This window comes from Bacillus pfraonensis, assembly GCF_050768835.1.
In the GTDB taxonomy this organism is placed as follows: Bacteria; Bacillota; Bacilli; order Bacillales; family Bacillaceae_G; genus Bacillus_A; species Bacillus_A pfraonensis.
On the sequence record NZ_JAHCDO010000011.1, the window covers coordinates 50,886 to 73,682 of the forward strand.

Below are 22,797 nucleotides of genomic sequence, written 5' to 3' on the forward strand. Positions count from 1 at the left end.
GGATGAAAAAGAAACCATTCAAAGTGTTATCAACACTTGCTTTAGCAGCTGTACTAGGCTGCTCGTTTGGGGCTGGTAGCCAATCTGTTTATGCAGAAACACCTGCAAAAACACCTACAAGTCCAATTGATGATCATTTAATTCCAGAGGAGCGTTTAGCGGATGCTCTGAAAAAACGTGGAGTAATTGATTCATCAGCTTCAAAAGAAGAAACAAAGAAAGCTGTCGAAAAGTATGTAGAGAAAAAGAAGGGTGACAACCCGGGGAAAGAAGTAACAACTGGTGATTCTGTTACAAAAGAAGCATCTGATTTCTTGAAGAAGGTTAAAGATGCAAAGGCAGATACAAAGGAAAAATTAGAACAGCCAGCAAATGGAAATGGTGCTGGGACAGGTCCAGTTAGAGGTGCCTTAAATGGTAAAGTACCAACGGCTCCTGCAAAAGCAAAAGAGTATAACGGAGAGGTTCGTAAAGATAAAGTACTAGTTTTATTAGTAGAGTATGCAGACTTTAAACATAACAATATCGATAAAGAGCCTGGTTATATGTATTCTAGTGATTTTAACCAAGAACATTATCAAAAAATGTTATTTGGTGACGAACCGTTTAAATTAGAAGATGGGACAAGCATTGAAACATTTAAGAAATATTATGAAGAACAATCTGGCGGTAGCTATACAGTAGATGGAACAGTTACAAAATGGTTAACAGTTCCAGGTAAAGCGGCTGATTACGGTGCAGATGCTGGAGACGGTGGTCATGATAATAAAGGACCATTAGGACCTCGTGATCTGATCAAAGATGCGTTAAAAGCTGCGGTAGATAGTGGCCTTGATTTATCAGAATTTGATCAATTTGATCAATACGATGTAAACCAAGATGGAAATAAAAATCAAGCAGACGGTTTGATTGACCACTTAATGGTTATCCATGCTGGTGTTGGACAAGAAGCTGGTGGCGGTAAGTTAGGTGACGATGCAATTTGGTCACATCGCTGGACAATTGGCCAAAAACCATATGAAATAGAAGGTACACAAGCAAAAGTACCATACTGGAATGGTAAAATGGCAGCATTTGACTACACAATTGAACCTGAAGATGGAGCAGTTGGTGTATTCGCACATGAATATGGTCATGATTTAGGACTTCCAGATGAGTATGATACAAAGTATTCTGGCGGTGGTGAACCAATTCAATCATGGTCAATTATGAGTGGCGGTAGCTGGGCAGGTAAAATTGCTGGAACAACACCAACAAGTTTATCTCCACAAAACAAAGAGTTTTTCCAAAAAACAATTGGTGGAAACTGGGCGAATATTGTGGAAGTAGATTATGATAAGTTAAACCGAGGAATTGGTTATGCAACATACTTAGATCAAAGTGTAACAAAAACAGCTCGACCAGGCATGGTTCGTGTTAACTTACCAGATAAAGAGGTAAAAGGAATTGAGCCTGCATTCGGTAAGAAGTACTACTATAGTACAAAAGGTGACGACCTTCATACAACATTAGAAACACCTTTATTTGATTTAACAAACGCAGCAAATGCAAAGTTTGATTACAAATCGTTGTATGAAATCGAAACAGATTATGATTTCTTAGAAGTACATGCAGTTGCAGAAGATGGCACAAAAACATTAATCGATACGATTGGTAAGAAGAATGTAAAAGATGGTGCGGATACATCACTTGGAAAATGGGTAGACAAATCTTATGATTTAAGCCAATTCAAAGGCAAAAAAGTGAAGCTTGTATTTGAATACATTACTGATGGTGGATTAGCATTAAATGGATTTACTCTTGATAATGCAACGCTAACAGTAGATGGTAAAGTTGTATTCTCTGATGATGCAGAAGGCGAAACTCAATTTAAGCTAGATGGATTCGTTGTTTCTAACGGAATTGAGCAGAAAAAGCACAACTACTATGTAGAGTGGAGAAACTATGCTGGTTCGGACGAAGCGCTTAAACATGCTCGTGGTCCAGTGTACAACACAGGTATGGTTGTATGGTATGCAGACTCTAGCTATACAGATAACTGGGTTGGCGTACATCCAGGATACGGATTCCTTGGTGTAGTTGACTCTCATCCTGAAGCAATTGCAGGAACTTTAAATGGCAAGCCAACATTTAAAGATAGCACACGTTATCAAATTGCTGATGCAGCATTCTCTTTCGATCAAACACCAGCTTGGAAAGTTGTATCACCAACTCGTGGAACATTTGAATACAATGGATTACCAGGCGTTGCGAAATTCGACGATTCTAAAACTTATATTAACAAACAAATTCCAGATGCAGGACGTATCTTACCGAAACTTGGCCTGAAATTTGAAGTAGTTGGCCAAGCTGATGATAAATCTGCAGGTGCAGTTCGCTTATATCGTTAATTCTGAAGAAGCTGTTGAAAGTTTTCCTTTCAACAGCTTTTTTCATGAGCAAATGTATTTTATATGAAATGAAAACTCATATATAATGAAACTTTAAGGATAGAAAATCTTTTCTTGTAGGTGGGAAAGATGGTCCAATCATGCGTAGAAGCGGTCAGACCATTTTTAGCCCCAGGCCAAGTAAAAAAAGAGAAACTGGGTGGAAATTTACTTTTATTTTCATAGCAGTGACAGGTACGCTGAAAATTAAAATAGAGTTATATAAGTTGAAGAATGGATAGAAAACTTTTCTGTTTAGAAGGAAGAGAGGTCCGTCTATGCGTAGAAACGTTTAGCATATGCCAAGTGAAAACAGAGGGAGAAAACGAGTGTAGGTCACTTTTTGTTTTCATAGCAGTGAAGGAGATTTTGAAACATCAATATAAATATAGAAGGAGGGATAACAGATGGATATCACTTCTATTGTGAACGAACAAAAGTTATATTTTTATAAAGGGCACACAAGAAATATAGAAGTAAGAAAACAAAATTTAAAAAGATTATATGAAGGGATTCAGCAGTATGAATCTGATATTTTTCAAGCGTTAAAATTAGATTTAAATAAATCAGATCATGAATCATTTACGACAGAGGTTGGATACGTTTTAAAGGAAATTTCATTTTTAATGAAACACCTATCTTCATGGAGTAAGCCAAAGCGCGTTCGTACAGCACTGACACACGTTGGTTCGAAAGGGAAAGTCGTTCCAGAGCCATACGGTGTTACTCTTGTAATGGCTCCGTGGAATTATCCATTTCAACTTGCTATTGCACCCCTTGTAGGGGCAATAGCCGCTGGAAATACAGTTGTATTAAAACCTTCCGAATTGACACCAAATGTGTCTAGTCTTCTTGCAAACATGTTACGGGAGTTATTTCCGGCCGAACTGGTTGCGGTTGTTGAAGGCGGTATTGAGGAAAGTACCGCACTCTTAAAAGAGCCATTTGATTATATTTTCTTCACGGGTAGTGTTGGAGTAGGGAAAATTGTTATGGAAGCAGCGGCCAAAAATTTGACGCCCCTTACGCTAGAACTTGGCGGGAAAAGCCCATGTATTGTGCATCATGATGCAAAATTAGAAATAGCAGCAAGGCGCATTGTTTGGGGGAAATTCTTAAATGCAGGTCAAACATGTGTTGCGCCGGATTACATATATGTTCATGCTTCTGTCAAAGAACAATTTATTGAAGCACTACGAACTGAAATTAAAAATCAATATGGAGAAAAGCCACTGCAAAATGAAAATTATGTTCGGATTGTTAGTAAACGTCATTTTGAAAGGTTATGTTCGTTTTTACAAGATGGTAAGATTGAATTTGGTGGAAAATATAATGAAGAAACGTTGCATATTGAGCCAAGTATTGTAACGAATATTACATGGCAGGATTCGATTATGGAGGATGAAATTTTCGGTCCGATTTTGCCAATTATGGAGTATGAGAAAATAGAAGATATAGTTGAAATTATTCAAAGGCAACCTAAATCATTAGCCTTATACGTATTTTCAGAGAGTAAAGAAGTTCAAAAAAAAATTACACGTAATATTTCATATGGTGGAGGGTGCATGAATGACGTTGTGTATCACCTTGCGACGCCATATTTACCCTTTGGCGGCGTTGGAAGTAGTGGATTAGGAAGTTATCATGGAAAACAAAGTTTTCGCACATTTTCGCACTATAAAAGCATTTTATCTCAATCTACAGTGTTTGATATGAAAATTCGTTATTCTTCTACAAAAAGTGCTTTAAAATTCATACGAAAGTTGTTAAAATGATGATGGTGTTTATCAGTAGGCGTAGCCGTATGATAAAAACCCCTTCTCACGTGAAGGGGTTTTTCTGTTCGACATATGTATCATGAGAAAATGAATCAAACATACTACATAAGGAATAGAAGCGGACGCTGTTAAACAATCATTTTTGTTTGGATCGAAACAAAAGAATTTATATAAAACTAATATTTATTTATGAATATAAAGATTAAAAATTCGAGGTAGATAGGACGGGAAAATGAAAAAGATTATTAAAGTTGAAGCGGTAGAAAAACATTTTGGAGATCAAGTGATTATTCCACCTCTTTCTTTAGATATTAAAGAAGGAGAATTTTTAACAATTCTTGGACCGAGTGGGTGTGGGAAAACAACGTTACTGCGTATGATTGCAGGGTTTGAAACTCCTACAAAAGGTAATCTTTTACTCGATGAGGAGAGAATCAATGATTTGCCACCTTATAAGCGTCATATGAACTTAGTGTTCCAGCATTATGCATTGTTTCCGCATATGACGGTTGAGAAAAATATTTGTTTTGGTATGAAGATGCAAAAAGTATCCGCAGCAGAACAAAAAGAACGCGCAGAAGAAGCGATGCGTTTAACGCAGCTTCTTGAATTCCGTAATCGTAAACCAGCAAAACTTTCTGGTGGACAACAACAGCGTGTTGCAATTGCACGAGCAATCGTAAACAATCCGCGAGTATTATTACTAGATGAGCCACTTGGAGCACTAGACTTTAAATTAAGAAAAGATTTGCAACGTGAATTGAAAAACCTGCAGCGTAATTTAGGAATTACGTTCATCTATGTAACGCATGACCAAGAAGAAGCAATGAGTATGAGTGATCGTATTGTCGTTATGAATAAAGGGCATATCGAACAAATCGGAACGCCAAAAGAAATTTATAAAGAACCGAAAACATTGTTTGTTGCGACATTCATTGGTGAAAATAATATTATTAAAAATGGGGAAAACTACGTAGCAGTTCGCCCTGAAAATGTGAAAATACGTTCGGTTGAGCAACCAGTTTTAAAAGAATACCATCTTGGACATGTTGAAGATATTGAATTTGTTGGAAATATGGAAAAGCTTTATGTACGTGATGAAAAAACATCAGAATTATTAATGGCATACCAAACTGCAGAAGAAGCTGCGAAGTGGAGTATTGGAGATAATGTATACGTAGGCTGGGAGCAAGAGGATGAGGTGACCTTAAATTGAGAAAAGGGAAACTACTCGCACTACCTACAGTTACATGGCTCTTAATCTTCTTCTTATTTCCCCTTCTATTCGTATTAGCATTTGCGTTCTTACAGCGCGGAGCATACGGGACAGTGGAAATGCAATTTACGTTAGATAATATATCGCGTGTGTTTGATTCGTTGTATATGAATACATTATGGGAAACAGTGAAAATCGCAGTTATTACGACAGTCCTTTGTTTACTAATTGGTTACCCATTTGCATATACAATTACAATTGTTGATCGTAAATATCGTTCTATTCTTTTATTATTGGCAACGATTCCGTTTTGGATTAACTTTCTTGTGCGCTCCTATGCGTGGATTGTTATTTTACGCTCACAAGGTCTTGTAAATACACTATTGCTAAAGTTAGGCATTATTAATGAACCGTTAAATTTATTGTATAATACACCATCTGTAATATTAGGAATGGTATATTCTTTACTACCATTTATGATTTTACCAGTGTACGCAGCAATCGAGCAGCTTGATAAACGTAAGCTAGAAGCGGCGTATGACCTAGGAGCGACGCCAATGAAAGCATTTTGGCATGTCACATTGCCGATGACAATGTCAGGGGTTGCGACTGGTTCGATTTTAGTATTTGTGTCATCTATTGGGATGTTTGTTGTATCAGACGTCATGGGTGGATCGAAAGTAGCATTAATCGGAAATGTGATTCAAAACCAATTCTTAGGTGCACGTGATTGGCCATTTGGATCAGCGTTATCCATTATTGTCGTTCTGTTCTCTGTTCTGTTAATTTACTTATATTATCGTGCAACGAAAGTATATAAATACGGAAACGGAGGGGAATAGACGAAGATGAAGAAGTTTTTAGTCTCTTATTCTTGGTTAATTTTATTGTTCTTGTATTTTCCAATGATGGTTCTTATGGTATATTCTTTTAACGATTCTCGTATTAACGCGGAATGGGAAGGATTTACGTTCCATTGGTATACAGATTTATTTCAAAAGCAAGATGTTATTGATGCATTTGTAAATAGTATTACAATTGCGCTTGTGACGACAGTTGTGACGACAGTTCTTGGTGTGATTTTTGCTGTTGCATTACATCGTTATAAATATCGTTTTGAAGGGGCCATTAATGGTCTTGTATATTTACCAATTTTAATTCCAGATATTTTAATGGGATTATCTTTACTTATTTTATTTAGTCAAATTGGAATGGAACTTGGACAAGTTACCATTATTATTGCGCATATTACATTTAGTATTTCATTTGTTGTTGTGATTTTAGCAGCGCGTCTTTCTGGTATGGGACGTGATTTAGAAGAAGCTGCGAATGACTTAGGAGCAACTCCATGGCAAACATTTCGCTATGTAACACTTCCTGGAATCGCACCTGGGGTTATTTCAGCGGCATTATTAACATTTACACTATCAATCGATGATTTTGTCATTAGTTTCTTCGTATCCGGTCCAGGATCAACAACATTGCCATTATACATTTATAGTATGGTGAAACGCGGCGTAACACCTGAAATTAATGCTCTTTCTACAATATTAATTGTTGTTATTGTTGGATTAATGGTTGCATCAGAAATATTCCGTAATAAAGGTGCAGATGGTGAAGAAAACTCTGGAGGACATCTTCCGTTATAAGAATGAGGAGGTAATGAATCGATGAAATTGATGAAGAAAGTAGCTGGTGTAGCACTTAGCTTCAGCCTTGTTGCCGGTGTACTTGCTGGCTGTGGTGAAAAAAAGGAAGAGCTAAATATTTATAGCTGGGCTGATAACTTTGATGAGCAAGTAATAAAGGATTTTGAAAAGAAATATAACGTAAAAGTTAACTATGATAAATATGCAAGTAACGAAGAAATGCTTGCGAAATTACAAGCTGGCGGTGCAAAATATGATTTAATTCAACCGTCAGATTATATGGTTAAAACAATGACAGAAATGAAGTTATTAGAGCCGATCGAAAAGAAAAATATTCCGAACGTAAAGAATTTAGTATCTAATTTTAAAACGCCTCCATTTGATCCGGAAAATAAATATTCTCTTGTGTATACTTGGGGGGTAACAGGGATTGCTTACAATAAAAAGTACGTAAAAGAAGCACCAACAAGTTGGAGTGATTTATGGAACGAGAAATATAAAGGACGTGTTGCTTTATTAAATGATTCTCGTGAAGTATTAGGAATGGCTCTAAAGAAAAATGGATTCTCAAATAGTACGAAGGAAGATGCGCAGTTAAAGACAGCAGCTGCGGATTTACAGAAGTTACTTCCAAATCTACTTGCATTTGATACAGATAATATTAAACAGAAATTTATTACAGAGGACGCTTGGATTGGAACAGTGTGGTCTGGAGATGCAGCATTTATCGCAAAAGAGAATAAAGATGTGGAGTATGTTGTTCCAAAAGAAGGCGGTACAATTTGGGCTGATACATTAGCAATTCCAAAAGGCGCGAAGCATAAAGAACTGGCGGAGAAGTTCATGAACTACTTAATGGATGAAAAAGTAAGTGTAAAAAACTATGAATCCATTGGATATAGTAACCCAAATGAAAAAGCATGGGAGCTTCATAGTAAAGAGTATCGTGATAATCACATGATTTTCTTATCACAAGATGAACTAAACCGTACAGAGTGGCTTGTTGATGTAGATGATAAATTAAAAGAGTATGACCGTTACTGGACGGAGTTAAAAACAAAAGGAAAATAAGTAATAAAAATGCGGTTTCTAAGTAGAAATCGCATTTTTTCATAATAGGGGGAAAAAAGTTTGAAGCGAAAATTACATCGATATGAGCTTGCTTGTATCATTTTGCTGTTTGCTGCATTTGCTCTCATTGCTTGGAAAGTACAAGCTGGTGGTGTGACAGTAATTGATAAATATGTACAAGGACTTGTAAGAGGATTACAAACAGAAAATTCACTTTCATTTTTTTCAAATTTTACAAAGTTGGGATCTGCAATTGGAATTATAAGCACGCTTGCTCTTAGTCTTTTCGTTTTTTGGAAGAAGCGTTATTATGTAGCGATGGTTGTTTATCCTACGGCTGTGTTAATTACACACCTTATAAATAAAGGAATAAAAGAAATTGCGCAAAGAGATCGTCCAAGCTTAAATGAAGCACTTGATGCCCTCGGATATAGCTTTCCAAGTGGGCATGCCATGCTGTCTATTATTACATATGGGTTTCTTGGTTATATCATTGCTGCAAACGTAAAAAATGTGGCAGTGAAAGTTGTTATTACCATTGCTATGGCACTGCTAATTATATGGATTGGATTAAGTAGAGTTATTTTATCTGTACATTATCCGACTGATATTTTAGCTGGCTATTGTTTAAGTGGTATTTTGTTAATTATTACTATTTATTTTCATCGCTTACTTTCAGAGCGTTTTGGAACGAATCAAGAGAGATAAGAAACATCCGAAAATTCCTAGAGTACTGGAATTTTTGGATGTTTTTTTATTCGGCTATTTAAGAGGCACCACCTCAAGAGTCAGAGGAAAACGAGGAAGATAGGAAGGGTTCAAAAGCCCCACTGATTAAAGTTGCATTTTATACTATGTGCTATCATGGATTATGGTAAGATGTGCTAAAATATAGATGGATTCACTAATTATATAAAGTAGGTGAAGGTGTGTGAAGACAAGTGTACATAAAATAGATAAATGGGGGAAACTGGGTACTTTTCTTTATCGATTTCGCTATACAGTTATTGCCTTATTAGTTGTGTTAGCGATCGCACTCGGTATTTTTGCACCAAAACTTCCAGGAGTATTAGGGGGGGATGGCTTTCAAACAAAAGGAGACTATCAAACGACAAAAGCAATTTTAGATAAAGATTTTAAACAGTCTCAAGATACGCTCCTTCTCGTATTTCAAAAGAATAAAGGAACTTCAAAAGAAGAGTTTCAAAAACGAATAGAAGACATTATAACAAACATTCAAACGAAAGAAATGTATGATTCATTCCATCATCCAATAGAAAATAAAGAAATGTTACAAGACGATATTGCGTATGCGACCATTTTATTTTCCGGGAAAACAAGTAAAGAACGGAATGAAAAGACATTACAATTTGCAGAAGAAATAAAAAAGGAAAGTAACGAGACTTTGAAAGTATCACCAACAGGTTTTCCAAAGATTAATGAAGAAATAAATGAGCGGACACAAAATGATTTGAAAGTAGCAGAAATGATCGGGTTGCCAATTGCCTTTCTTGTACTCCTATTTTCATTTGGTAGCTTGCTTGCATCAATCTTGCCGATTGTAAACGGGGCGCTTAGCGTGCTTAGTACAATGGGAATTTTATATTTTATTGGTGTAGATAAAGAATTATCCATTTTTGTATTAAATGTTGCACCTATGATTGGGCTTGCTTTATCAATTGATTTCGCATTATTATTTGTAAATCGGTTTCGTGAGGAAGTGGCATATCGGACTGTAAAAGAAGCGATAGCTGTCACATATCAAACAGCAGGGCGTGCTATTGTATTTTCCGGCTTATGTGTATTTGTTGGTTTATCGGGTTTGTTTTTCTTTGAGATTGATTATATTCAATCTGTTGCAATTAGCGGGATGATTGTTGTTGTGATGAGTATTTTATTTTCACTTACACTTCTTCCAGCGTTGTTATCGTTAATAGGGAAGCGAATACTGAAAAAGAATCAAACTGCACCTCGCACTTCAAATATGTGGCGTCAGTTCGCTCAATTTGTTATGAAGCATCCTATTATGATGGTTATTGTTGTTACACTGTTTATTATTGTTTGCTTATTGCCACTTCGCACTGCGAATCTTCAATTTCCTGGTGTAGAAGCATTGCCAGAGAAAAGTGATACACGAATTGCATATGAACAGTATGAAGAGTCATTCAACAAAACTGTAAAAACACATGCTGATGTTACGCTAGTACTAGAGATGAAAAATAATGTCATAGAGAAAGAAAGTTTACAGAAGTTAGAAGATGTTATTCAAAAACTTAAAAAAGATAAGCATGTGTATAAAGTAAACAGTCTATATGATGAGTTAAACGGTATGAACTCTGAACAGTTAGTTACATTGTTACAATCCCCAGAGCGTACGCAAGTGGAACCTGTACTAGAAGCATATACAAAGGAAAATAAAACAACTCTTCAAATTTTCTTGGATACAAAGCCGAGAACAGAAACTGCAAAACAATGGATTCGTGACTTTAAAGACACGTATAAAGATGACAGTATTACGTATTATTTAGGTGGTATGACAACGTTCCAACAAGAGTTAGAGGATGAAATTAAAGATAAAGTTGTAATCGGGATGTCCGTCATATTCGGTTCCACTTTTTTAATTTTACTATTTGCATTCCGTTCTATACTCATTCCAATTAAGGCTATTGTGATGAATGTACTGAGTTTAAGTGCAACCATTGGGATTGTGATTTGGCTATTTGAAGGCGGGCACTTTGGGTTGGAAGAAAGCTCCGTTCTATTCGTGTTACCAATTTTTATATTTGGCCTTGTGTTTGGCTTAAGCATGGACTATGAAGTATTTCTTATTTCACGTATTCATGAGTTGTATGAAGAGACAGGAGATAATGACAAGGCAACGTTAGAAGGGCTTGTTTCAACAAGCCGTATTATTACATCAGCTGCTCTTATTATGATTGTTGTAACAGGAGCATTCGCTTTTACGGATATTTTACCAGTAAAGCAGATGGGACTTGGCGTGGCACTTGCTATTTTTCTTGATGCAACGATTATACGGCTCATGCTTGTACCAAGCTTAATGAAAATGTTCGGAGATTGGAATTGGTGGTTGCCGTTTCGAAAGAAAAAAGTAAAACCATCGGATTGAAAAAAGGTCACTGAAAAACGAAAGTTTTTCAGTGACCTTTTTTGATTCACAATTCTTTCTATCTATACTCATTTTGATTTACTAGCATATCAATCGCGTCTATGAACGCAAAAGCAAATCTTCTCTCATTTCCTCCCTTTGTTTTCACAAGGTATGGAGCGGAAAAAGGCGTGAACCGTTTCTACACATAATTGGATTCTCTCTCCCAAAAAGAAAAGTTTTTTCGCATTTTCTCTTATATATGAATGCTTTTTTCATGAATAGCATTGCCCTCTTTTTGCAAATAGTATGTGATAAGGACAATACATATAAAAGCAGGTGAAGACAATGTTTCGCTATTTTAAATTTAAGTTAAATGATACTGTACAGTTTGCAGAAAATGATGGGCACATGTATCGCATTGTCGGTTATAGGTTAGAAAAAGGATTTTATCCAAAAGATGAATGGACTCATATTATTTATGAATTACTGAGGGAGTTTGATGGGTATACAATGGATGCTGAAGAAGAGGAACTTGTGAAAGTTATTCAAGTGGAAGAAGAATACTATAAAATACATGAGATGTCTGGCTATCGGTATCCAGTGAAAATGAAATCAAAGCCAAAAGTTTCTAAAGAGGAAACGATAGATCATTTATTAGATGCTTACAACGACTATAAGCGATTAGCAGACTTTTTTAAAGATTTATCGTATGAACAAAAAGCAGAAGAAACATTACAAGAAATCAAGAAATTACGTGCCTAGAGGACAGTCTATTATGTGGACTGTCTTTTGCTTTAAACAATGCATAATGACTCATTTTCCGTTACAATAGTAGAATCAATAGAAATAAGGTGGATAAAGCATGGAAATGAAAAGAAAGGGAGAATGGTGCGAAATGACGGTTCCTGCTAAATGGAGCGGTATCAGCATTGATTCTTTGTTAAAAGAAGAATGGGGCGTCCCCAAAAAACTATTACATAGGCTTCGTATGGAAAAAGGCATTATCGTCAATGGAGAACGAAAAGGGTGGAGTGAACCTTTACAAGAAGGAGATAAACTGCAGGTTCATATGTTTATCCAAGAAGAGTACGGTGTCCAGCCAGAGTTCGGTGATTTAGAAGTGATATTTGAAGACGATCACGTATTAATTGTAAATAAACCTGCGCATATGGATACGCATCCTTCTAGCAAAAGTGGAACAGGAACACTCGCGAACCTCGTTGCTTTTCATTTACAAATGCAAGGTATAGAGACGAAAGTACGTCATATTCATCGATTAGATAAAGATACAACAGGTGGTGTTGTATTTGCGAAACATGGGATAGCTGGTGCGATTATGGATCGATTATTGATGGAGCGTAACATTAAAAGAACATATTTGGCATTGGTGGAAGGGAAAGTAAAAAAGAAGCAAGGAATAATTGACGCAGCAATTGGAAGAGATCGACATCATGCAACAAGACGTCGTGTGTCTCCAAATGGTGATCATGCTATAACGCATTATAAAGTAGAGAAATACTTCAAGAAGCAAGATGTAACGCTTGTAACGTTACAATTAGAGACAGGGAGAACGCATCAAATTCGCGTTCATATGAGTCATAGTGGTCATCCGCTGATTGGTGATACATTATATGGTGGACAAGCAACATATATGTCTCATCAAGCCTTACATGCTATGCGAATTGTTTTTTTACATCCAATTACAAAAGAAGAGATAACAGTAGAGGTGCCACTTCCTAATCATTTAAATAACATCATTGAATCTTTTCAAATGTCGAATAAATAAAGTTCTGCTGTGTGGTTGAGAAAGATATTCTTTGCAGGAATTTTTTTATGGAAATCGAAGCCGTAAATAGAAAAGAGAGGTGAAGAGTACTTGGTAAGACATAAATATATTATGAGTATATTTCTTGCTGGTCTTCTATTTACGTTGTTTCTATATCCATATTTACCGAATTATTTAGCGGTGCATTGGAATCAGGATGGTGAACCAAATGAATATGCAAGGAAGCAAGTTGTTGTATTGTTTATTCCTTGCCTTATTATTTTTTTTCATGGTTTGTTGTATATAATCTCACGTTACGTATATAAGTTGAATGAGAATGACCACTACATTGTAATAAGATTTAAAGAGAATGTATCGCTATTTTTATTATTTATTCATATGCTTATTCTTGCTATTGGCACTGGAATAGATATACCATTTCAAACGGGCCTTATAATCGGGATTAGTGCGTTTCTTTTTATGGTTAGTAAAGGATTTAAAAAAGGAAGAAAAAAAGAAGAGGAGCCGATTGTGTTACAGAAAATACGCTTGTTTAGTCAGCGTATTTTTCAATATATGTCGCTTATCATACTCATTTGTTTGTTTTTGAAGCTACAATGGGGATTTTATTTACTAATTGGTGTGATTAGCCTCGGATCTATTTCTTTTATGTTTTGTATTTTGTATTCATATATACTAGAAAACCATGAAACATAAAAGAGGAGCCCTCCGTAACTGGAGACTCCTTTTTATATAAATCTATGTTGACGTTCCAACATAAAAGTTGTGTGGCAATGAAGCACAAAAGGAAACCTGCACGCATTGTTTCCTTTTGGTTTCATATGCCATGAGGCAGAAAAGGATCTGACCGCTTCTATGCACGGACAGATCCTCTTTCCACCCCTAAAAAGAACGGGTTTTATTTATATACTTACTTCGTGATAAATTGTTGTGTCCAGTAGTTTCCACTTTCAACATAACCAACACCGATGTGAGTATAACCACTATTTAAAATATTCGCACGGTGACCTTCACTATTCATCCAAGCTTGTACAACCTCTTCTGGTGTACGTTGGCCTTGTGCAATGTTTTCACCTGCAGATCTATAAGAAATACCAAACTTCTTCATCATATCGAATGGAGATCCGTATGTTGGGCTGTTATGATCGAAGTAGTTATTTTTTTGCATGTCTTCAGATTTAGCGCGTGCAACTTTACTTAATTCATCATCAACTTTTAATGCTGGTAAGCCTTGTTTCGTACGCTCAGCGTTTGTTAATTCAACAACGCGTTGTTCGAATTCGCTTAAAGAACCTTTTGATTCTTCAGCAGGCTTATTTTCAGCCGGTTTTTGTGTTTCGTTGTTGTTGTTATTGTTATTTTCTGTTGGTTTTTGAGCTTCAGGTTTTGCTGTTTCTTCAGCAGGTTTATTTTCCACTGGTTTTTGTTCTACAGGTTTCGTAGTTTCTGGCGCTGGTACATTTGGTTGTTGACCAGGAATGAAGCAGTTACCTTGCTGGAATTGTGCTAGAGAGTTAATTCCCATAGATTGTAAATATTTTTGTAATTCTTCTTGATTCATATGTTGCATAAAGACTTTAGCTTGCTGAATATTTTGAACCTTTATTGTAGATGGCTCTGCTGTTGATGCCTCTGCATTAAGAGTAGATGCTCCGAATGTGAATGCAGTTGCTGCTGCTACTGATAATAAAACACGTTTTTTCATAATATGTGTCCCCCTATGTAAAAAGTTTTTTTAACTGTTATCAAAGATTTGTTTTTGCCAGCCTGTCTGACTGACAAATTCATCGTAGCATACAAATTGCCGGAAAAAAGATGGAAAAAAATACATAGACTATAAAATTACCTATTTTATCCTAGAATGAAATGAAAGATAAAATAGGAGAAAACTAGATTGTGAAAGGAATTTTCAGCATTTTCTACTTTGCTTATTAGGGGTGATTTTTGGTTAAAATTACCTACATGAGAGTTATAGAAACCTATTGTATCAAGGTTTTTTCAATTTTTTTGAGGAATATAATGGATGTATTTTTACAAAACTGTAATCTTTTTGTTGTTCTTTTTTTATAGACGGTAACATATTTTTAATCTTGTAGCGGATAAAAAAAGCGGCTATCTCTTTACATAGAAGAAGGAGATAGCCGTTTTCATATTGTTACATATATTACGAATTGTATTCAATTGCTTCTAATAATAAATCTACAATGTGAATGCCTCTCATTTTATGAGAGAGTTTTTCTCGTTCAATACCGAGTTTCATTTGTAGTAAGCAACCTGGATTTGCAGTGACAATGGTTGCCGCGTCTGCTTCATGAACACGTTCCATTTTGTAATCTAAAAATTCCATAGATAATTCAGAGTGTACAATATTATAAATACCTGCAGAACCGCAGCAACGATCTGCTTCTTTCATTTCACGATAGGTTACACCTTGAATTGCTTGTAACAGCATACGTGGCTGAGAAGATGTCCGCATGACATTACGCAAGTGACAAGAATCTTGATACGTAATAATTTGCGGAGGAAGGCGTAAATCAGTCCGTTTATGAAAATCTAATTCCACTAAAATAGCTGTAATATCTTTTATTTTCGCAACAAACTGTTTTGCACGTTCTGCCCACTTTGGATCATCTTTTAATAAGTAGTCATAATCTACGAGATATGCGCCGCAACCGCCGGCGTTTGTAATAATATAATCAATTTTTAAATCTTCAAAGGCTTGGATGTTTCGTTTTGCAAGCTCTTTTGCACCGCTTTTTTCTCCGGCATGACCATGAAGTGCTCCGCAACAACTTTGTTCTTTTGGAATTACAATATCACAGCCAGCAAGCTGAAGGAGTTTTGTTGTAGCGTTATTTGTTTCTAAAAACATAGTATCCATTAAACAACCAGTAAAGAAAGCAACACGTTTTTTCTTTGTTGTTTCAGCTGGTAAAAACGCAGGGCGATTTTTCATCTCTTTCATTTTAGGAACTTTTGGCAAGACGAGATCCATTGTTGCAATTGTATCTGGGAACAACTTCATAATGCCTGTTTTATGTGTTAACGTTTGTAAGCCAGAGCGCTGATAAAAGCCGATGAGTCCTGTTAATGTTCGCATGCGATTTTGATGAGGGAATAACCCTTCAAATACCATTTTGCGAACAGCTTTGACCGGCATAGAGAATTTTTTATTTTGATTAATAATATCTCGTGCTTCTTCTAATAAATGTCCGTAGTTTACGCCAGATGGACAAACGGGTTCACAAGCACGGCAACCAAGACAAACATTCAATGTATTTTCAACATCTTCATCCGGTTCAATTAAGCCGTCAACAACGCCCTTCATTAAAGCGATACGACCGCGCGGAGAATGAGACTCTTTATATCCAGATTGAATGTAAGTAGGACAAGTTGGCAGGCAAAATCCGCATCGCATACAGTTTAATAATTCATCTTCATTTAGACGTTCTTTAAATTCTTTTTGAATTTTTTCTTTGTTTAGAGTAGTCATCTTTCTACCACCACTCTTTTACGAGAGTCCTTAGCAAACATTTTCCCAGGGTTCATAATGTTATGTGGATCGAAAGCTTGTTTAATGCCTTTCATAGCAGCGATGCCTTCTTTTCCTAACTTCAACTCTAAATAAGGAGCTTTCATGGCACCAACGCCGTGTTCACCTGTAATGGTACCGCCAAGTTCAATTGCCTTTTCAAAGATTTCTGCAAAGGCTTGTTCAGCGCGATGCATTTCTTCTTTATTACGAGCATCTGTCATGCATGTTGGATGTAAGTTTCCATCACCAGCATGCCCGAATGTACAAATAGCAATATCATATTTTTTAGCGATGGCATTAATTGCTTCAACCATAGAAGCAATTTGAGAACGTGGTACAGTAGCATCTTCTAAAATGGTTGTAGGTTTCAGCCTTGCTAAAGCAGAGAGAGCACTGCGGCGTGCTGTACGAAGTGCATCTGCTTCTGTTTCGTCCTTGGCAACGCGAACGTCAACTGCATGCATAGAACGACAAACTTCAGCCATTTTTTCAATATCACGGTTCACAACTTCAGGAGATCCATCTTGTTCGATTAGGAGAATAGCTTTTACATCTGTGGGTAAACCGATTTGTGCAAACTCTTCTACTACTTCAATTGTTGGTTGATCTAAAAATTCAAGTGTTGCTGGAATGATTTTATTGGCAATGATTGCTGATACAGCACGAGCTGCTTCATTGATGTCTTGATATAATGCAAGCATTGTTTTCTTTGTTTCAGGCATTGGGACAAGCTTTAGAATGGCTTCTGTTACAACACCAAGTGTGCCTTCAGAGCCGATGAATAGGCGTGTTAAATCATAGCCAGCTACGTCCTTTGCTAATTTACCACCGGTGCGAATAATATCACCATTTGGCAAGACAATTTCAAGACCCATCACATAATCTCGTGTTACACCGTATTTTAAACCGCGTAAGCCGCCGGAATTTTCATTGATATTACCGCCAATTGTAGAGATTTTCATGGAGCTTGGATCTGGTGGATAAAATAACCCTTTTTCTTCTACAGCTTTAATAATATCAAGTGTAATGACACCAGCTTGCACAGTAATTGTTAAATTTTCTTCATCTATTTCTAAAATGTTATTCATATGTCGGAAGATCAGAACAACCCCTCCTTCAAGTGGGCATGTTCCCGCACAAAGGTTTGTTCCAGACCCGCGAACATAAACTGGGACTTTATGGTCATTACATACCTTTAATATATCAGCTACTTCTTGCGTATTGCGCGGTGCGACAACTGCATCAGGCATCGCTTGGAAATTTGGCGTTGCATCATAACTATACGTTAAACGTCCCATGTTGGACGTATCTACATTATCTTTACCAACAATAGATACGAATGAATCAATAATATGTTGTTCTAACATTAGAAAATCCCCCTCAAACTGTTAACTTGTTTATCCTATTCATAAAAATTTGACTCATTTCATTATTCAGTACTGTGTTATAAAAAATTTACTGATTGTAAGAAAATAAGATTATACACGTTCTAACAGTGTTTTCATTATAATCATAAAAAAGTAGGGGATTTCTTTCTATGTATAATCAACTGAAGATTAATTGATTTTACTGTCTTTTTTTGTGTGATTATCTAATAAAAGAAGTGCAAAGTATAAAATGATTAAATCTTTAAATTGTTTTGGGTCAAGCCCGGTATAATCTTCTATTTTTTTTAGTCTGTAATGTAAAGTATTAATATGAATGTGTAACATTTCTGCTGTTTGTTTATACGATTGATTATGATCGATAAATAAGCGCAGTGTTTGCATGAGTTCAGTTGCAGGAAGTAAATGATAAATCGTACGTTGAAGAAATTCGTCACGAGTTTCAGCTGTAATATCTTGTAGGCACATTTCTAAACGTAAATCTTCATTAAATATAATGCCTTTCGTTTCAAAGGCTACTGAAAGTGCACGCAATGCTTGCTCGTATGATAGATGCATCTCATTTGGCATGACAGTTTGTCCAATACCGATATAGAGTGTAATAGGAAATAAAGATTCACAATCTTGCTTCAATCTCTTTAAAAATTGAAACGTTCTTTTCTTTGTTTCCTTTGCTGTAAATAGTATAAAACGGTCATTTCCCCAGCGTACAAATAGTTCCTCTTTCGCTAATAAGTTACGAATGTGCTGCCAAATTTTGCGTTGCAGCATCGTATCATCTTGATCAAATGAAAATAAAATAAGTTGTTTTTTTGTGTGTAAATCAATGCCGAGTGTTTTCGCACGATCGAGAAAACTCGAAGACCAATCGTTGCTTTGTAACCAGTCAAAAACAAAAGCTTCATAGGAACGGTGTTCAAGTTCTAATTGTTCTAAAAAATAATTTTCATGAATTAATAACTCAGTCATTTTCCGTAATATTTCTCCGTATTGTGAAATGTTTTCAGGTTCACCTGTAATACCGATGACACCGATTACTTCATCGTGGAAAAGAAGTGGGAGATTCATTCCTGCTTTTACTCCTTGTAAATACTGTTCGTCTTCTTTTGTAACAATAACGGTTTTCTTTTCTTTCGCACAGCGAAGAGCACCTTCGTGGAATTGCCTAATTCGCGCTATATCTGTACTAGCAATAATTGTGCCTTTTATATCAATAATAATAATATTTTCGTCAATTAGCCTTCGAACTTCGCGGACAATTTTATTTGCTAAATCAGGAAAAAGCATAAATGGTACACCTCTATTTCTATTTGTTGTACCATTATATACGGAGTTTTAAAAAACAGGAAGATTTCACACTTTCCTCACAAATATTTGCTATTTTACAATTATAACGAAATCATCTAAAGATGGAGGGAATCTTTTGAAGAAATACTTTTTTCTGCTATGTTTTTTCTTTCTGTTAGCAGGATGTCAAGGTAATTCATATACACCGATTGCTAAAAATAAAAGTATCATCATAACAACAAATATTAAAGAAGGTAGCGTTAGTTTTATTGATAAAAAGTCGAAAAAGATAGTAACAACATGGGAATTCAAAGAGCCTATTACAGGGGTCGCACTGTTACCAAGTGGGGAGGACATGCTTGTATATGGTAAGCAGTTAGAATATGCATATATATATTCGTTAACAGAAGGAAACCAAGTGGAAAAATGGAAGACAGGAAAAGGGATTACGAATGTCATCGTAGCAAACGATGGAAAACAATTATTTATGGCTGATCAAAATGAACAAAAAGTACGCTTTTTTACGATCAATGGAAAAGAGACCGGAAGTGTTTCGGTAGGGAAAGGCCCGCTAACAATGGTGCAGCATGATAAACAATTACATGTATTGAACTTCTATGATACACAGCTATCCACGATTGACTTAGACCAAAAGAAAGTTGTGCATTCATTTATGGTACCACCAGCATCAACTGGGGCCATGGTTAGCGCTGATGGAAAGGAAATATGGATTGGCGGGCATGGTGATGGTACGCAAGTGAATGAGAAAGTATTGGTCTATTCTTTAGAAGATGGACAGATGGTTCGTTCTTTACATGCACCATTTATGCCAGTTAGTATTTCGGGTGATGAAAGATTTATGTATGCTTTAAGTCATGGATCAAATACATTACGAAAATTCGATACACGAACATATCAAGAAGTAGGATCTCTTGAGGTAGGGTCCAATCCATTCGTTTTTTTGAAAGACGAGAAAGAAGGTTATGTAGCTAGCTATGATAGTAATGAAGTATATGTAATTGATATTCAAAAAATGAAAGTGAAACAAACAATCGCGGTTGGTAAAGGGCCATTTCAACTGGCGGAGCGTGAGGGGAGAGAGAAATGAAGAAACATAAAGTGTTACTTGTAGATGATGAAAGTGATATGAGGCAGCTTGTTGGCATGTATTTAGATAATTTCGGATATGAATGGGGAGAAGCGGAGAACGGAAAAGATGCCCTTCATATGCTTGATATAGATCATTACGATTTTGTCATTTTAGATATTATGATGCCAGAGATGGATGGGATTTCAGTTTGTCAAGAAATCCGAAAAACCTCTGATGTACCGATTATTTTTTTAACAGCAAAAGGAGAAGAATGGAACCGTGTGAATGGCTTACGGATGGGAGCAGACGATTATATTGTAAAGCCATTTAGTCCTGGAGAACTCATCGCTCGTATGGAAGCTGTATTAAGAAGATATACAAAGCAAGAAGAGCAACAAGAAGAACTTCAATTTGGTCCAATCCGAATTAATGAAAAAAGCAGGAAAATTGAGACGAACGGTGAGACAGTCTCCCTTACGGTAAAAGAGTTTGATTTACTGTATTTTCTTTGTGTGCATAATGGACAAGTATTCAGCCGGGAGCAATTGCTTGAAAAAGTATGGGGATATGACTATGCAGGAAGTACAAGAACGGTAGATACACATGTCAAAACGATGCGTTTAAAACTTGGAGAAAGTGGAAACTACATTCAAACGGTATGGGGTGTAGGTTATAAATTTGAGGTGTAACATGTTTACGATGGTACAAAAGCTTTGGCTTACGGTAGTATGTGCAGTATGTGTAACAGTTTCTTTTCTCTATTTCGTGTCCTTATATTCATATGAAAAGTTATATGTTCAAAATATCGAAGATTCACTAGTAATGGAAGGAAAACAACTCGTATCCCAATATAACAAACATAAAGATGTGTCGGTATTTGAAGAGAAAGTCCGGGCGTTTGATAGCATCTCGATTGCGGATGTCCTTTTTGTGAGTAATCCGCGTGATTTAAGTGCTTGTTTACCTTTTGATGTACATCATCATTCTCTTATTAGTGAGAATGATAGACAAACATTATTGGATGGAAAGACGGTTACAAAAGTTGGATATGAAGAGCATTTCGATCGTAATATTATGGGAGTTGTCATTCCTGTCTTAGATGGTAAGAAGTTAGTTGGAATTGTGTACTCATATATCCCATTAAAGAGTATTAAAGATCTAATTTATGATATGGGACTTATTTTGGCTCCGTTAGCTCTAGTTATGATTTTACTTACAGTATGGATTGGTAGAAAAATTATTATCGCAATTACAAAGCCGCTCTCACAAATGGAACAAGTTGCCAATCATATGGCAACAGGAGATTTTTCTGAGCGTATTACAATTTCATCTGAAGATGAAATTGGTCGCCTAGGTAAAGCATTTAACAAAATGGCAACTTCATTGGAGACTGAAGATGCAAAACGCAAGGAGTTTTTAGCGAACGTTTCGCATGAACTTCGGACGCCACTTAGTTATATTAAAGGGTATAGTGAAGCAATTTTAGATGGCGTTGCAAAGGGAGAACAGCAATCGAAATTTACACAACTTATCCATAAAGAAGCGGGGCGCATGCAGCGGCTTGTGCACGATTTGTTAGACTTAGCGCAGCTAGAAGGAGAGCACTTTCCATTAAAGAAACAACCAATCGTATTCGCACAGCTCATTGAAGATGTACTTGAAACGTATGAATTGAAAAGTACAGAGAAACAACTGCATATTTCAACGAATCTTGATCCAGATATTATTGTTATGATTGATGAGGATCGGATGCAACAAGTGCTTCATAACTTGTTAGATAATGCGATACGTTTTACAAATCAAAATGGTAGTATTGCCATACATTTGGAGAAACAAGATAAGTATTGTGAACTGAGAATAAAAGATACGGGAATTGGAATTGATTTGGAACATCTAGGGCAACTGGGAGAAAGGTTCTACCGGGTAGATAAAGCGAGAAGTCGTCAGCATGGAGGAACCGGTTTAGGGCTTGCCATTGTAAAACAAATTGTGCATATCCATGATGGAGAGTGGCAGGTTGAAAGCAAAAAAGGAAAGGGCACAACAGTTATTATACAATTAAAGATGAAGTGAAATTTTAATCAGTGGGGTCTTACTGCCCGTTAATGTGAGAGAAATGAGGAAAAAAGCATGTTCTAGCTTGGTTAGAACATGCTTTTTCAATATACAAGTTGCGGTTACAAAGAATAAAGGCTGACCCGCACCCGTTTTCTTCTTTTGTTTACACTTGGCAAGGGATTAAAAAAAGATCTAACTGCTTCTATGCATGGCTATATGCTCTTTTCAAACTAAAAAGAAAAATTTTAGCGTTTTTTAACTGGTATTGACATAGAAAAAATAGAAATCAATTATGGGTATAATAACCATTATTTTACTGCATATAGCAAGAATTTGACGATTTTATGAACAAAACATTTGTACTTCTTACCAATTCGTTCTAAAATAGGTATGGATGCTATGTT

At 36.1% G+C, this 22,797-nt stretch carries 18 protein-coding genes; 14 read left to right on the forward strand and 4 right to left on the reverse strand.

Annotated elements, in window-relative coordinates; translation table 11 throughout:
* Positions 1-2 precede the first annotated feature (2 nt).
* From KFD70_RS12260 to KFD70_RS12310, 11 genes are all read left to right on the forward strand, one after another.
* Positions 3-2,390, forward strand: a complete 2,388-nt coding sequence (locus KFD70_RS12260) for an immune inhibitor A domain-containing protein (RefSeq protein WP_336452787.1) — start codon at positions 3-5, stop codon at positions 2,388-2,390.
* 446 nt (positions 2,391-2,836) lie between these two features.
* Positions 2,837-4,204, forward strand: coding sequence for an aldehyde dehydrogenase (locus KFD70_RS12265; protein WP_336452786.1), 1,368 nt, complete (start codon positions 2,837-2,839; stop codon positions 4,202-4,204).
* 235 nt (positions 4,205-4,439) lie between these two features.
* Positions 4,440-5,423 (forward strand): spermidine/putrescine ABC transporter ATP-binding protein PotA, encoded by a 984-nt coding sequence (potA, locus tag KFD70_RS12270; RefSeq protein ID WP_336452785.1) that lies wholly within the window; start codon positions 4,440-4,442, stop codon positions 5,421-5,423.
* On the forward strand, positions 5,420-6,265 hold the full coding sequence (locus KFD70_RS12275) for an ABC transporter permease (RefSeq protein WP_336452784.1): 846 nt from the start codon (positions 5,420-5,422) through the stop codon (positions 6,263-6,265). Before potA ends, KFD70_RS12275 begins: the two co-directional genes overlap by 4 nt.
* A 6-nt stretch (positions 6,266-6,271) precedes the next feature.
* Positions 6,272-7,072 (forward strand): spermidine/putrescine ABC transporter permease PotC, encoded by an 801-nt coding sequence (potC, locus tag KFD70_RS12280; RefSeq protein WP_336452783.1) that lies wholly within the window; start codon positions 6,272-6,274, stop codon positions 7,070-7,072.
* Positions 7,073-7,093: 21 nt separating this feature from the next.
* Positions 7,094-8,143: a polyamine ABC transporter substrate-binding protein gene (locus KFD70_RS12285; protein ID WP_336452782.1), complete on the forward strand. Its 1,050-nt coding sequence runs from the start codon at positions 7,094-7,096 to the stop codon at positions 8,141-8,143.
* A 60-nt stretch (positions 8,144-8,203) separates the two neighbouring features.
* Positions 8,204-8,851 carry a phosphatase PAP2 family protein gene (locus tag KFD70_RS12290; RefSeq protein ID WP_336452781.1) on the forward strand — a complete coding sequence of 216 codons (648 nt, stop codon included), beginning with the start codon at positions 8,204-8,206 and terminating at the stop codon, positions 8,849-8,851.
* 223 nt (positions 8,852-9,074) lie between these two features.
* Positions 9,075-11,270 carry an MMPL family transporter gene (locus KFD70_RS12295; RefSeq protein WP_336452780.1) on the forward strand — a complete coding sequence of 732 codons (2,196 nt, stop codon included), beginning with the start codon at positions 9,075-9,077 and terminating at the stop codon, positions 11,268-11,270.
* A gap of 327 nt (positions 11,271-11,597) precedes the next feature.
* Positions 11,598-12,014 carry a histidinol dehydrogenase gene (locus KFD70_RS12300; protein ID WP_336452779.1) on the forward strand — a complete coding sequence of 139 codons (417 nt, stop codon included), beginning with the start codon at positions 11,598-11,600 and terminating at the stop codon, positions 12,012-12,014.
* A 100-nt stretch (positions 12,015-12,114) separates the two neighbouring features.
* Complete coding sequence (locus tag KFD70_RS12305; protein WP_336452778.1) at positions 12,115-13,038, forward strand: RluA family pseudouridine synthase; 924 nt, start codon at positions 12,115-12,117, stop codon at positions 13,036-13,038.
* A gap of 90 nt (positions 13,039-13,128) precedes the next feature.
* Positions 13,129-13,734: a DUF1648 domain-containing protein gene (locus tag KFD70_RS12310; protein WP_336452777.1), complete on the forward strand. Its 606-nt coding sequence runs from the start codon at positions 13,129-13,131 to the stop codon at positions 13,732-13,734.
* A gap of 214 nt (positions 13,735-13,948) precedes the next feature.
* Here the strand turns inward: KFD70_RS12310 and KFD70_RS12315 are convergent, their stop codons facing one another.
* The 4 genes from KFD70_RS12315 to KFD70_RS12330 all read right to left on the reverse strand — a co-directional run bounded on the left by KFD70_RS12315 (position 13,949) and on the right by KFD70_RS12330 (position 19,245).
* Positions 13,949-14,743 (reverse strand): CAP domain-containing protein, encoded by a 795-nt coding sequence (locus KFD70_RS12315; RefSeq protein WP_336452776.1) that lies wholly within the window; start codon positions 14,741-14,743, stop codon positions 13,949-13,951.
* A 459-nt stretch (positions 14,744-15,202) separates the two neighbouring features.
* Entirely contained in the window at positions 15,203-16,531 is a 1,329-nt protein-coding gene (locus tag KFD70_RS12320; protein WP_336452775.1) for a (Fe-S)-binding protein, read from the reverse strand.
* Positions 16,528-17,940 carry a glycolate oxidase subunit GlcD gene (gene glcD, locus KFD70_RS12325; RefSeq protein WP_336452774.1) on the reverse strand — a complete coding sequence of 471 codons (1,413 nt, stop codon included), beginning with the start codon at positions 17,938-17,940 and terminating at the stop codon, positions 16,528-16,530. Before glcD ends, KFD70_RS12320 begins: the two co-directional genes overlap by 4 nt.
* A gap of 189 nt (positions 17,941-18,129) precedes the next feature.
* Positions 18,130-19,245 carry a CdaR family transcriptional regulator gene (locus KFD70_RS12330; protein WP_336452773.1) on the reverse strand — a complete coding sequence of 372 codons (1,116 nt, stop codon included), beginning with the start codon at positions 19,243-19,245 and terminating at the stop codon, positions 18,130-18,132.
* Between the two features lie 136 nt (positions 19,246-19,381).
* Between KFD70_RS12330 and KFD70_RS12335 the strand changes: the two genes are divergently transcribed.
* From KFD70_RS12335 to KFD70_RS12345, 3 genes are read left to right on the forward strand one after another with little or no spacing between them, the layout of a single operon-like run.
* Positions 19,382-20,353: a YncE family protein gene (locus tag KFD70_RS12335; protein ID WP_336452772.1), complete on the forward strand. Its 972-nt coding sequence runs from the start codon at positions 19,382-19,384 to the stop codon at positions 20,351-20,353.
* On the forward strand, positions 20,350-21,024 hold the full coding sequence (locus tag KFD70_RS12340; RefSeq protein ID WP_336452771.1) for a response regulator transcription factor: 675 nt from the start codon (positions 20,350-20,352) through the stop codon (positions 21,022-21,024). Before KFD70_RS12335 ends, KFD70_RS12340 begins: the two co-directional genes overlap by 4 nt.
* A 1-nt stretch (position 21,025) precedes the next feature.
* Positions 21,026-22,408: a sensor histidine kinase gene (locus KFD70_RS12345; protein WP_336452770.1), complete on the forward strand. Its 1,383-nt coding sequence runs from the start codon at positions 21,026-21,028 to the stop codon at positions 22,406-22,408.
* Positions 22,409-22,797 lie beyond the last annotated feature (389 nt).